Source organism: Thermasporomyces composti (assembly GCF_003386795.1).
GTDB lineage: Bacteria > Actinomycetota > Actinomycetes > Propionibacteriales > Actinopolymorphaceae > Thermasporomyces > Thermasporomyces composti.
In genome coordinates this window covers 4,266,560-4,279,132 of record NZ_QTUC01000001.1, presented here as the reverse complement: position 1 = coordinate 4,279,132, position 12,573 = coordinate 4,266,560, and the positions used below count along the sequence as shown (strand labels likewise).

Genomic DNA, 12,573 nt, shown 5'->3' with positions numbered 1-12,573 from the left:
GGGCGCGGGTCGTGACGGGGCTAGGCCAGAGCCACCGGATCGACCCGGACCCGAACCGTGCCAGGCTCCTTGCGAGCGCTCCGGATGGACTGAGCGACCTTGAGCGCGGTGGCCAAGCGCTGCCCGTCGCTCTTGGGTACGCGTACCACCAGGCGCACCTCGGCGTCGTCGGAGCCCAGCGGCACCGGGCCGAGTGTCTCCGCCGTCTCCGGGAGCTCCGCCAACCGCTCGAGGTCCGCGACCGCGTCCGGCGGACCCTCGATCGTGGCCAACCGGACCGCTGGTGGGAAGCCCGCGACCCGCCGCTCGGACAGCTCGCGCTCGGCCCATCCCAGCGGGCTCCAGCGCACGAGCGCCTGGATCGCCGGCACGCCCGACTCCCCCACCACCACGACGGCACCGCCGCGGGCCGCCGACCGCACCATGGCGGCGGCGTTCAGCCAGCGCCGAAGGGTCTCCTCCGCCGCGCGAAGGTCGGCGCGTGACAACGCGAGCCAGGAGTCGAGGAGGAGCGCGGCTGCGTAGCCGTCGGTCGGAACCGGTTCGGCGCCGGGGGTGGCGATCACCAGCGCCGGCTCCGGTCCGACGGTGTCGAGCACGCGCGATCCCCCGGAGACCCGCACCGGCACCCGGGGAAACGCCCGCCCCAGCTCCTCGGCTTGCCGCTCGGCGCCGATGACCGGCGCGCGCAGCCGGGTGTCGTCGCAGGTGGGACACCGCCACGCGGCCGCGGGCCGCCCGCACCAGCCGCAGGCGGGCGGTTGGTGGGCACCGGCTCGCTGGAGCGGGCCCGAGCAGTGCGAGCAGCGCGCCGGTCCGCGACACCCCTGGCACAGCAGCGCGGGAAGGTACCCGGACCGGGGAATCTGCACGAGGACCGGTCCCGTCGCCAGAGCTGACCTGGCCACCTCGAACGCCCGGTGCGGCAGTCGCGCGGTGCGGGCGGCGGGGTCACGAGCCAGCTCGGCGTCGTCATCGCCGGCGACGAAGACGCGTGGGGCGTGCTGGCGTACCGTCTCCCGGTTCGCGGTGAGGGGACGCGCCCACCCCGTCGCCAGGAGCTGCGCGGCTTCCGCGGTACTGGCGAAGCCCCCGAGGAGGGCGCCACAGCCGAGCTGGTGTGCCCGCAACAGCAGGACCTCCCGGGCGTGCGGGTACGGCGCTCGAGGCTCGGCGTGCAGGTCGTCTCCGTCATCCCAGCACACCACCAGGCCGAGCTCGGCGACCGGCGCGAAGGCGGCCGCGCGGGTACCCACGACACACCGCACGGCGCCGCGCCGGACCGCCAGGAACCGGCGGTAGCGCTCGGCTGGACCCAGCTCCGCGGTGAGGAGCACGTGCCGGTCCGGGCCGAGGACGGCGCGGCACGCCTCGTCCAGGCGGCTGGCGTCGCGGTGGTCGGGGACGATCAAGAGCACGCCTCGCCCACCGGCGAGCGTCGCGCGGGCCGCGAGGGCAAGGCAGGTCGGCCAGTCCTCTCCAGGGAGCGCCGTCCACACCGCCCGTGGGGCGGCGCCCCGCCGCAGCGCGTGGAGGAAGGCGGGACCGGTCTCGTACGCACGCCAGGGGCCGGGGTCGCCGGGTGGCTCGACGGCCGGCGCCGGTTCGCGTGGCGGCTCACCCTCCACGCGGGCGTGTCGGGGTGGAATCGCCAGCCGCAGCACGTCGGCCAGCGTGCCGGCGTACCGGTCAGCCACGGCGCGGGCGAGCCGTGCCACCTCTGGCGCGAGGACTGGCTCAGCGGAGACCACCCGACGCAGCGGTGTCAGCCGCTTGTCGTAGTCCGACTCGGCCACGCGCTCGAGGACGTAGCCGTCCAGATCCTGACCCGCGAAGCGGACCCGAACCCGACACCCGGGCACGCACTCGTCGTGAAGGTGCTCGGGAACGAGGTAGTCGAACGGCCGGTCGAGGTGTACGAGGGGCACGTCGACCGCGACCCGGGCCACCGGCAGCGTCGGCGCGGGAGCCTGCTGGGTGGCACGCGGTCGGCTACGTCGCACCGTCGCTCGCACCAGCGCGAGCTGGTCCGCGTCCGCTTCGGCCACTCTCGAAGGCTAGGCCACGGCACCGACCTCGAGACCTACACCTCGTCCCAGGTATGCGCGGGCTCGGTTCAGAGACCGGCCGCCTGCCGCAGCGCGTCCGCGCGGTCGGTCCGCTCCCAGGTGAAGTCCGGCTCGGAGCGGCCGAAGTGACCGTAGGTCGCGGTCTGGGCGTAGATCGGCCGGAGCAGGTCGAGGTCTCGGATGATCGCGGCCGGACGCAGGTCGAAGACCTGCAGGACGGCCTTCTCGATCACGTCGAGCGGCGCGGCCTCGGTGCCGAAGCAGTCGACGTAGAAGCCCACCGGCTGGGCCTTGCCGATCGCGTAGGCGACCTGGCACTCGCAGCGCTTCGCCAGGCCCGCCGCGACGATGTTCTTGGCGACCCACCGCATGGCGTAGGCACCGGACCGGTCGACCTTCGACGGGTCCTTGCCGCTGAAGGCACCGCCGCCGTGGCGAGCGTAGCCGCCGTAGGTGTCGACGATGATCTTGCGGCCGGTCAGACCGGCGTCGCCCATGGGTCCGCCGACCTCGAACCGGCCGGTCGGGTTCACGAACAGCCGGTAGTCCGTGTGGTCGAGGTCGAACTCGGCCAGGACCGGCTCGACCACCTGGTTGCGGATGTCGGGGACGAGCAGGTTGTCCAGGTCGATGTTGGCGGCGTGCTGGCTGGAGACCACGACGGTGTCGAGCCGGACCGGCCGGTCACCGTCGTACTCAATCGTGACCTGGGTCTTGCCGTCCGGCCGGAGGTAGGGCAGCGTGCCGTCCTTGCGGACCTGCGCGAGCCGCCTCGCGAGCCGGTGGGCGAGGATGATCGGCAACGGCATGAGCTCGGGGGTCTCGTCGCACGCGAAGCCGAACATCATGCCCTGGTCGCCGGCACCCTGCCGGTCGAAGGGATCGACCGAGCCGTCGGCGCGCTCCTCCCAGGCGCCGTCCACGCCTTGGGCGATGTCAGGGGACTGCGAGCCCAGCGAGACGGTCACTCCACACGAGGCCCCGTCGAAGCCCTTCGCCGAGGAGTCGTAGCCGATGTCGAGGACCCGGTCGCGCACCAGAGTCGGGATATCGGCATACGCCTGAGTCGTGACCTCGCCGGCGACCACGACGAGACCGGTGGTCACCAGCGTCTCGACGGCGACCCGGCTGTGCGGGTCCTCCTTGAGCAGCGCGTCGAGGATCGAGTCGCTGATCTGGTCGGCGATCTTGTCCGGGTGGCCCTCGGTGACCGACTCAGAAGTGAACAGGCGTCGCGACACGGGCGTCCTTTCCGTTGCTTCACCCAGGTCCACCGATTCGGTGGCGGGTTCAGCGTGAACCACGCGGGTGCGAGGACCAAGAGCTCGCGGTGTTGGTGCTGTCAGCGTAACCAGCCGGTGTGCCACGTGAAACCGATGGGCCGTGTTTTGAGCGGTATGACGCTGCGTATCCGGATGCGCGATCGTCGGCCGATGTCGACGAACGCCGCGGCGGTTGCCGGACGCCGATTGGACAGATCCTCGTACACGTGTTCGAATGGAGTCGTGCGCTGGGAGAGCCTCTCGTCGGACGCGGACCCCGCGGCGGGCACGGCCGAGCCGCTGCCCTTGGCGATGCCGGGAGCGGTCCGGCGGACGTTCGACACGCCCGGCTTCGCCGGGATGACGTTCTACGAGATCCGCGCCAAGTCGATCATCAACCGCGTCCCCGCGCGTTCCAAGGTGCCCTTCGAGTGGACGATCAACCCCTACCGCGGGTGCAGCCACGCCTGCACCTACTGCTTCGCCCGCAACACCCACACCTACCTCGACCTCGACGCCGGCCGCGACTTCGACACCAAGGTGATCGTCAAGGTCAACGCGGGCGAGCTGGTCCGGCGTGAGCTCGCCTCCCCGAGGTGGCGCGGCGACCACATCGCGATGGGCACGAACGTCGACTGCTACCAGCGCGCCGAGGGCCGCTACCGACTGATGCGCGAGATCCTGGCCGCCTTGCGGGACTTCGCCAACCCGTTCTCCATCCTCACGAAGGGGACGCTCATCCTGCGCGACCTCGACCTGCTCGTCGAGGCGGCCCAGGTCACCGACGTCGGCATCGCCTTCTCCGTCGGCTTCGTCGACGAGTCGCTGTGGCGCCTGGTCGAGCCGGGGACGCCGAGCCCGAGACGCCGCCTGGACGCGGTGCGCGCCTTCGCCGAAGCGGGCTTCTCGGTGGGGGTGCTGATGGCGCCCATCCTGCCGTTCCTCACCGACGACGACGAGTCCATCGACCAGACCGTCGCGGCGATCGCGGACGCGGGCGCGGCGAGCGTGACCCCGCTCGCGCTCCACCTCCGTCCCGGGGCACGGGAGTGGTACCTCGCCTGGTTGACGCGGCACTTCCCCCACCTCCTGCCGCGCTACCGCGCGCTCTACGGTCGTGGCGCCTACCTGCCGTCGAGCTACACGCGCGACCTGACCGAGCGTGTGCGCGCGGCCGCCCGTCGGCACGGGCTCGAGCGGGCCAAGCCCGGCCAGGTCCGTCAGGTGCCGACCTCCCCGGCGGAGAGTCGCCACCTCGGCCGCGCACCCGCGCGGTCTCGCGTCGAGAGCTCGGCCGCCGAGCAGCTCACGCTGCTGTAGCCGGCCATGTCACAGTGCCTCACCATCGACGTCAGGGCAGGTCCACTCGAGCGTCACCCGACCGGCGTGAACTGCATGATGAACCCTTCGTCGATGGCGAACTGGTACTGCTGTCCGTCGACCGTGGCGCGCGACGCCTCGAGCGACCGTGCCCGAGTCTCATGAGCGTGCGCCCGTGCTGCTTGAGAGCTCGCTGATGATTCCCAGCACCTCGTCGATACTGGGGTCCGGCGGAAGAAGCACTGCTGCGTCGTGGTCGGGCCACCGCTCCAGTATCGACGGTGATGGCGTACCAAGATGTGAATGAGCCGCTCCCTGGTCAGGACGTAGGTATGCCTACCGAACTTGAAGTACTGGTTCTGGTAGCCCTGCAGGTCCTGCAGTAGCAGGCGGCTACGCGAGCCTCTCCATGCCCGTGCGAGGAGCCAGCGATGCCTCCCACCAAGCCGGAGCTCCCCGCCTCGCCGTACGCCGGGAGCCGTGGCACCCGCATGCGCAGCAACCGCGCCGGTTCCGCTTTCGTGACGTGGAAGACCGAGTCGCCCACCGTGATGACGTCGACCGCTTCGCCGTTCACGGTGCCGGATCGCACCGACCGGACGCCGTCCTCGCTCACGAACCGCCGCAGCTCGTCGGCGAGGGCCGCGGGACGCAGCACCTCACCGACGCGGGAGACGACCTCAGGATGGACGAGAGCCCAATGCTGCGCGAAGAGCTCTGCCTTTCTCGCGACGTCGTCCGGGCCACTGGTGAGGTTCCCCAGCGCCGACATCCAGAACGGGGTGTTGCCTCGAACGAAGACGGTCTCGGCGCCGAGAGCGAACACCTGAGCTTTCTGGGTCACCCGCGCCATGGACCCATACGCCGCACCGCTGCTGGTCACGCGCAGATCCACCTTGGTCCACGGCGTCGGCCCGATCCGCGGCGAACCCTTGTAGTGGATTCCGCCATCGGCGGCGAGCTGGCCGAGGGCCTCCAGCAGACGCTGCTCGGCCCGCTTCTTCGGCGGCGTTCGCGAGACTGTCGGAGTCGAACGCGCGGACGACGCGGTGTCCCTCTTCCGCTCGCGGTATTCAGCGCGCGGCATTCAGCTCGCGGTATTCAGCGCGCCGGACGGTCGGCGAACACGCTGTCGCTGGCCGATGTCACTCGCGTGTCACTCGCGACCACGATCAGACGAGCGCCTAGCCAAGCCTTCCCGCGCTTTGTACCGTCACCGAAGGCTCTCATGATCGCGAAGGAGGCCTGATGAGGCGGCGATCGATGACGGTGGCGATCGGGGCGGCCATTCTCGCCGTGACGACCGGCTGGGCCACGATGGCGCCCGCCCAGGCGGAGTCAGGAGCAGGCGGCGACGCTGGCCGCCGAGCTGTGCCTGTGCGTGTCGCGACCTACAACATCGCGGCCGGTGCCGGCGTCGGCGGTTTCGACCTGGACGCCACCGCGGCCACCCTCCGCGCTCTGGACGCCGACATCATCGGTCTCCAAGAGGTCGACGTGCACTGGAGCGCTCGCAGCCAGTGGCATGACCTCGCCACCGAGCTGGCCGAGAAGCTCGACATGCGGGTGTTCTTCGGCCCGATCTACAGCCTCGACCCGCCGGAGCCCGGCACGCCCCGCCGCGAGTTCGGCGTCGCGATCCTGTCCCGGTATCCCATCCTGCGCGCGACGAACCACGAGATCACCCGGCTGTCCACCCAGGTGCCGAACCCGGTGGCCGAGCCAGCGCCCGGCTTCCCCGAGGTGCTCGTCAACGCCAAGGGCGCGCTGATCCGCGTCTACGTCACTCACCTGGACCACCGCGGCGACCCGACGGTCCGAACGATGCAGGTGGCCGACATGCTGCGGATCATGGCCGAGAACGACCCGCGGCCTACCTCGCAGGTGCTCGTCGGCGACTTCAACGCACCACCCGACGCGGCGGAGCTCGCCCCGCTGTGGGCGGCGCTCGACGACGCGTGGGCCGTCGCCAACGGTCCGGACGGTGGCCTCACCTACCCGGCGGACGAGCCCGTTCGACGTATCGACTACATCACCACGAGCCGAGACATCCGCGTCCAGTCCGTCGACGTCGTGGAGTCGCTGGCCTCCGACCACCGACCCGTCGTCGCCGAGCTCCTCGTCCCGAAGGGAAGGCGGCGATGAGACGCCGGGCGATCCTCGCGGCGGCCGCGCTCACCCCGGCCGCCTCGCTCGCGGGAGGCTTCGGGCCCGCCCTGGCGGCACCGCGTCCGACCGGCGGCGGCGCAGACGGACGCTTGGTCTACGGCACCCCCGAACAGGCGGGGCTGCTCCCCCGCTACGTCGCGCGTCTCCGTCCCGCTGTCGAGAGCGGCCTGCGGCCCTCACCGGAACGGCCCCTGTATCCCGGCGCGGTCGTCCTCGCCGCCCGCAACGGTGTCATCGTCGAGCACGCCGCCGTCGGCGACGCGTTGCGCTACGCCAGCAGCACCGGCGAGGAGCTGCCACCCGAGCAGCGCATCCCGATGCGGCCCGACACGATCTTCGACGTCGCCTCGCTGTCGAAGCTGTTCACCGCGGTGGTGGCGATGCAGCAGGTGGAGCGAGGGCGACTCGACCTCGACGCGCCCGTCGCGCGCTACATCCCGGCCTTCGCCGCCGGCGGCAAGCAGGACGTCACCGTTCGCCAGCTCATGACGCACACGGCGGGCCTGCCAGCGGGACTCAGCCTCGATCCCTACCCCACGAGAGAAGAGCGGCTCGCCGCGGTCTTCGCCGTCGACCTGCGCTACGAGCCCGGGACGCAGTACCTCTACTCGGACCTGTCGTTCATCGTCGTCGGGGCCATCGTCGAGCAGCTGACCGGGCAGCGCCTCGACGAGGTCGTCCGGGCCGGCGTCGTCGAGCCCTTAGGTCTGCGCGACACGATGCACAACCCGCCGGCCGAGCTTCGTCCCCGGATCGCGCCGACCGAATGGCAGGAAGGGGGCCGGGGCCTCATCTGGGGTGAGGTACACGACCGGACGTCGTGGCTGCTCGGCGGCACGGCGGGCCACGCGGGTGTCTTCTCCACGGCCTGGGACCTCGCCGTGTTCGCCCAGACGATCCTCAACGGCGGCCGGTATGGCCACGCGCGCATCCTGCGGCCGGAGACGGTCGCCGAGATGCTCACCAACGGCAACCCCCACCTTGGCCCGGGTGCGGAGCGCGGCTTGGGGTTCCAGCTCGCGCAGTACAGCTACATGGGGGCGATGCGGACGCCGGACACGTACGGGCACACCGGCTTCACCGGGACCTCGCTGGTGGTCGACCCCGCGACTCGGTCGTTCGTCATCCTGCTCAGCAACCGGGTGCACCCGACTCGAGCCTGGTCCGAGCTCGGAGGGATCCGTCGAACGGTCGCGAACGAGCTGGCGCGGGCGGTCCCGGTGCGCCCTCTCGACGGACGAGAGGCGTGGTTCTCGGGGATGCGAGACGCCTCGGAGGCACGGCTGACGTTGCCCGTGCCCCCGGCGGCCACGCCGCGGCGGCTGAGCTTCGCCTACTGGTGGGACACCGAAGCCGACTACGACGTGGCGTACGTCGAGACCTCGACCGACGGCGTGACGTGGACACCGCTGTCGCTTCGGCTGCACGGTCCTGGCGGGCGCTGGGACTCCGACGGCACCGTCTCCGGGTACCAAGGACGACGCTGGTACGTGGCCCGCGCCGTTCTCCCAGCGGATGCGCGTTGGGTGCGGTGGCGCTACTCCACCGACGCCGCCTACGTCGGGCGGGGTGTCTACGTCGACCGGGTCCGCATCACCGCCGCCGAGGGTGTCCTCTTCGACGAGCGCCGTCCCGCTGACGACGCGCGATGGCTGCCGGACGGCTTCGCCAAGAGCGCCGACTGACGCGGTGGCTCCATGCACCCGATCGACCGTCCCGTGGATCTAGTTCAGCGAGAGTCGCAGCACCGCCGGCGGCATCGCCTCGACTCCGCCGACCACGGCCTCGCGACGGTCCGTCAGATTCCGTGCGGGATTCTCTGGAGATCCTCCACAGCCTGCCAGTTCTCGGCGATTCGCCGCAACGCCTCGTTCAGTTCCTCAGGCCTCCTCCTGCTTCCGAGTGAACGAGGCCTGGGTGTACTCACAGGCGAAAAAGAATGCCGCGGCCACCAAGAGCCCACCGGCCTGCCCGGCGTCCATCATCGTGGTCACCGCGGAGGAGGCCGACTGCGCGGCACCTGGCAGGTTCGTGTCAGCGGATCGCTGGATGTTGTTACCGAGACGACGAATGAAGTCCCGGTCGATCACCTTGGACACAGCCCGCAGCATACCGGCGTCTGATCACCGAGAGCGACGGCTGAGTCGGCCTGTGGATGACCCAAGTCACGGCCACTACGATGCCGCCGGTGAGTTACACGCTGCTGCAGGTTCGCGCCAAGCCAGAAGACGTCGACGACGCGCTTCGGACGCTCTCTTCCGACTGGTCCGGCCAGGTCATGGCGCCCGATATCGGCGAGCGTTGGTCGAGCGTTCTCACCACTGAACGGTCGGCCTCCAGACTGGCTCCCCTCCTGTGTGATCTGCTGCGCACCGACGTCGTCGTCGCCGCCGTCGACGGAGATCGTTTCCGACTCTCCTCCTACAGGCCCGGCTTCTCGCCGCTCGTCGGGGTGGACGGACGCGACCCCATCGCTGTCACCGAGCTGGCCCGCGCCTTTGGCAAGGACCCAGATCGCCTCCGTACGATCCTCAGCAGCTCCGCGCCAGCCACGGAACGGCACGCCCAGGCGGCCGGCTTGCTGTGGCTTCCCCTGCCCACGCTCACCGGCCACCAACCAGTCTTCGACGGCTTTGACACCATCCAGACCTCCGAGCTTCCCGCCGAAGCCGCGAAGGTGCGTGGACGACGAAGGATCCGCCGAATCCGCGCCGTCTTGGGGGTCGTCCAAGTCGTCGCGTTCTTCGCGGTGGACTACTTCTGGTTCATCAATCCGTCGATCCTGCTGGTGCCGGCCCTCGCCGTCTTCGTGGCGAACGGCATCGTGCTTCTCGTGCTCAGGCGTTTCGTAGGAGATCGGCAGTCGACGCACCAGCCGGCACGAGCCTGAGTGACAACCGGAGAAGCCTGAGCCACAACCGGAGAAGCCTGAGTGACAACCGGAGAAGCACTGTCTCGCGTCGGCGTTCGTCATGGAGACGAACGCGTCGCCTGATGGGTCGCCTCGACATCGCACATCAGGCGTTCCGTGGGGGAACGACCCCGCCTTAGATCTTCTCCCACACCTTCAGCTTGCTCAGGAACTTCTCGACGACGTCGCCGAGCGTCAGACCCGCGGACCGCAGGACGTCCGACATCCCGCCACCGTCCTCCAGCCGGATCTCGTCACTGATTCCGGCCTCGAGGGTTCGGATGGCCAAGAGACTGGCATGGACCTGGCCACACCTGACCATCACCTCGTCCATGATCCGGACGATTCGAGGAAGCGTGTTGGCGAGTGGTGTGCCAGAACTGCGGATGCTGGTGGCGACCGGTTGTCCCCCTGGGACCGCCATGGCGACCCAGAACGCGGCGGCGAGCACCGCCAAAGTACCCGCGAGCACGGCGGTGACAGCGTGTTGCACGAACCGCAGCGTGGCGATGACGGCGGTCAACATAGCGGACTCCTCGGCGAGGCAGCACGTGTTGACCACGGAGTCGCGATACTTGCGGAGGCGCTCGGCGAAGGCCTCCTGGTCGTTCGCCGACCAGACCATGGGCGTGACGCTGTAGTACTGCTGGTTGAGGTCCTCGAGGTAGCGACGCGCGGTCTCGGCGGCTCGGTCGATCTCCGCACACGCCCGGAGCATCGCGCCGGTGTCGGTGATGATGAGACGCAGGCGAGACGGCACGCTGGTCACGACATCCGCCCACGCCGCGTGTCCCGACAACCCTCCCAAGCGGCTGCCGCCGGGCAGCGTCATCGTGTTCTTGGCGCCCGGGATCTTGTGGACATGCTTTTCCGCGTTCCCAGGTCGGGGCTATTCCTATCGAGTTTCCCATCAAGTCCCATCGAGCGGCATCGGTTCTATCGAGTCTTGGCGTAGGAGGTTTACATGTCGCCCGAGGTGGGCACTGACGCGCACGACGCGTGCGCGCACCCGGAGTGACCCCCCACCGGGCCGCACAAGGAGACGCGTCACGAATCAGAGGGCGGGCGGCTGGCCGAGGCCGCCCGGCGGCCGCCCGTTTCCTCTTCTGGAATCCTCCGGTGAGCTCGTCTCAGCGGGAGGCTCGTCTCAGCGGAAGGCTCGTCTCAGCGGAAGACTGTCGCGCGGGCTGTCTCCTCTGGCCGTCACTTCTGGGCTGGCTTCTCGGCTGGCGTGGACGTCGCGGCGGGTCGGGGCTGCTTGTCCTCGTTCCGGTCGAACGCGAGGTTGAACGTGCCGATGAGGTAGGCCACGAGGAGGATGAGCGCGATGCTCACGGCACGCAGCGACAGCAGCTGCGTCTTGCGCGCGGTGCGCAAGCCTGTACGTGCCAGCCGGTAGTCGGCCGTGGCACGCTGGGTGTGCTGCCACCGCTTCCCGGCGTAGAAGGCGACCACCACGCCGATGACGAGCACCACGACACTGACATCGCCCACCCGCGGCATCGTATTGGACACACAGCGCTTTGGGTGGTTCTTTTCGCTTCGTCGTGAAACGTGGTCGTTCGCTACCCGTGCGGAGCCGCCTCACCCGGTGGTCGACCACGTGCGGACCACGAGGTCCCAGACACGGTGGGCCAGGATGTCCTTCGAGGCGCGAGGAACGACCGTCTCCGAGCCGTCCGCGCCCAGAATCACGGCCTCGTTCTCCGGCGACTCGAACCCCTTGTCGGGGCCCACCTCGTTGACGACGAGCAGGTCACAGCCCTTGGCCGCGAGCTTGGCGCGGCCGTGATCGAGCACGCCGGCGTGAGCGTCTCCGGTCTCCGCCGCGAAACCGACCACGACGAGATCGGGCCTGGGCCGGTTCTTCGACAGCTCCGCGAGGATGTCGGGATTCTCGACGAGCTCGACGATGCGTGCGGTGTCCTGACCGGATTTCTTGATCTTGTGCTCGCTGTAGTCCGCCGGGCGGAAATCGGCAGGCGCCGCGGCCATGACGACCGCGTCGGCGTCCTGCGCCTCGGCGAGAACGGCGTCACGCATCTCACGCGTGGACACCACCCGCGTCACGGCGACGCCCGCCGGGTCAGGAAGCGTGGTGTTCGCCGCGACGAGCGTGACACGCGCGCCACGCAACGCCGCGGCGCGCGCGAGAGCGTAGCCCTGCCGACCGGACGAGCGGTTGCCGAGGAAGCGCACCGGGTCCAGGAACTCCCGGGTGCCTCCGGCGCTCACCACCACGCGACGGCCGACGAGGTCGCGGCGCAGGCCCTCCGTGCCCCGTGCCAGGGCAACCTGGCAGACGTCGAAGATCTCCTCGGGCTCGGGGAGCCGACCCTTTCCGGTGTCCGGGCCGGTGAGCCGCCCCTCGGCGGGCTCCAGGACGAGCGCTCCCCTGCGCCGCAGCGTCGCGACGTTCTCCTGCGTCGCTGGGTGCTCCCACATCTCGGTGTGCATCGCCGGCGCGAAGACGACAGGGCACCGCGCGGTCAGCAAGGTGGACGTCAGGAGATCGTCGGCCAGCCCGTGGGCGGCCTTCGCCAACACGTCGGCGGTAGCCGGGGCCACGACGACGAGGTCAACGTCCTTGCCCAGGCGAACGTGCGGCACCTCGTGAACGTCATCCCAGACCCGCGTGTGGACGGGCTGGCCCGAGAGTGCCGCCCAGGTCGCCTCGCCCACGAAACGCAAGGCACTCTCGGTGGGCACGACGCGCACGCTGTGGCCGGACTCGACGAGCATCCGCAGCAGGACGCAGGCCTTGTACGCCGCGATGCCGCCGGTGACGCCCAGCACGACCCTCGCTGGGGACGCCGCTGGCATAACGGACACTCCGACCTGG

General features: G+C 70.2%; 11 protein-coding genes. 4 read left to right on the top strand and 7 right to left on the bottom strand.

Annotation, left to right across the window (positions count from 1 at the left end; translation table 11 throughout):
- Window positions 1-20 precede the first annotated feature (20 nt).
- Together DFJ64_RS18690 and metK are read right to left on the bottom strand one after the other, a co-directional pair.
- On the bottom strand, window positions 21-2,048 hold the full coding sequence (locus DFJ64_RS18690; RefSeq protein WP_115851610.1) for a primosomal protein N': 2,028 nt from the start codon (window positions 2,046-2,048) through the stop codon (window positions 21-23).
- A 68-nt stretch (window positions 2,049-2,116) separates the two neighbouring features.
- Window positions 2,117-3,310 (bottom strand): methionine adenosyltransferase, encoded by a 1,194-nt coding sequence (gene metK / locus DFJ64_RS18685; protein WP_115851609.1) that lies wholly within the window; start codon window positions 3,308-3,310, stop codon window positions 2,117-2,119.
- A 264-nt stretch (window positions 3,311-3,574) separates the two neighbouring features.
- Here metK and DFJ64_RS18680 point away from each other — a divergent pair, with 264 nt between their 5' ends.
- On the top strand, window positions 3,575-4,651 hold the full coding sequence (locus DFJ64_RS18680; protein ID WP_245941233.1) for an Rv2578c family radical SAM protein: 1,077 nt from the start codon (window positions 3,575-3,577) through the stop codon (window positions 4,649-4,651).
- A gap of 319 nt (window positions 4,652-4,970) precedes the next feature.
- Here DFJ64_RS18680 and DFJ64_RS18675 read toward each other — a convergent pair whose 3' ends face one another.
- On the bottom strand, window positions 4,971-5,738 hold the full coding sequence (locus DFJ64_RS18675) for a hypothetical protein (protein WP_115851608.1): 768 nt from the start codon (window positions 5,736-5,738) through the stop codon (window positions 4,971-4,973).
- Between the two features lie 161 nt (window positions 5,739-5,899).
- Between DFJ64_RS18675 and DFJ64_RS18670 the strand changes: the two genes are divergently transcribed.
- Window positions 5,900-6,796, top strand: a complete 897-nt coding sequence (locus DFJ64_RS18670; protein WP_115851607.1) for an endonuclease/exonuclease/phosphatase family protein — start codon at window positions 5,900-5,902, stop codon at window positions 6,794-6,796.
- A complete protein-coding gene (locus DFJ64_RS18665; protein ID WP_115851606.1) occupies window positions 6,793-8,505 on the top strand; it encodes a serine hydrolase domain-containing protein in 1,713 nt (570 codons plus the stop codon). The genes DFJ64_RS18670 and DFJ64_RS18665 overlap by 4 nt, the downstream gene beginning before the upstream one ends.
- A gap of 195 nt (window positions 8,506-8,700) precedes the next feature.
- Here DFJ64_RS18665 and DFJ64_RS18660 read toward each other — a convergent pair whose 3' ends face one another.
- Complete coding sequence (locus DFJ64_RS18660) at window positions 8,701-8,919, bottom strand: hypothetical protein (protein ID WP_147304763.1); 219 nt, start codon at window positions 8,917-8,919, stop codon at window positions 8,701-8,703.
- A gap of 89 nt (window positions 8,920-9,008) precedes the next feature.
- Here DFJ64_RS18660 and DFJ64_RS18655 point away from each other — a divergent pair, with 89 nt between their 5' ends.
- Window positions 9,009-9,710 carry a hypothetical protein gene (locus DFJ64_RS18655; RefSeq protein ID WP_147304762.1) on the top strand — a complete coding sequence of 234 codons (702 nt, stop codon included), beginning with the start codon at window positions 9,009-9,011 and terminating at the stop codon, window positions 9,708-9,710.
- A 157-nt stretch (window positions 9,711-9,867) separates the two neighbouring features.
- Here DFJ64_RS18655 and DFJ64_RS18650 read toward each other — a convergent pair whose 3' ends face one another.
- From DFJ64_RS18650 to coaBC, 3 genes are all read right to left on the bottom strand, one after another.
- Window positions 9,868-10,563, bottom strand: coding sequence for a hypothetical protein (locus tag DFJ64_RS18650; protein ID WP_147304761.1), 696 nt, complete (start codon window positions 10,561-10,563; stop codon window positions 9,868-9,870).
- Window positions 10,564-10,934: 371 nt separating this feature from the next.
- Window positions 10,935-11,225, bottom strand: coding sequence for a hypothetical protein (locus DFJ64_RS18645; protein WP_115851602.1), 291 nt, complete (start codon window positions 11,223-11,225; stop codon window positions 10,935-10,937).
- 90 nt (window positions 11,226-11,315) lie between these two features.
- Window positions 11,316-12,554: a bifunctional phosphopantothenoylcysteine decarboxylase/phosphopantothenate--cysteine ligase CoaBC gene (gene coaBC / locus DFJ64_RS18640; RefSeq protein ID WP_115851601.1), complete on the bottom strand. Its 1,239-nt coding sequence runs from the start codon at window positions 12,552-12,554 to the stop codon at window positions 11,316-11,318.
- Window positions 12,555-12,573 lie beyond the last annotated feature (19 nt).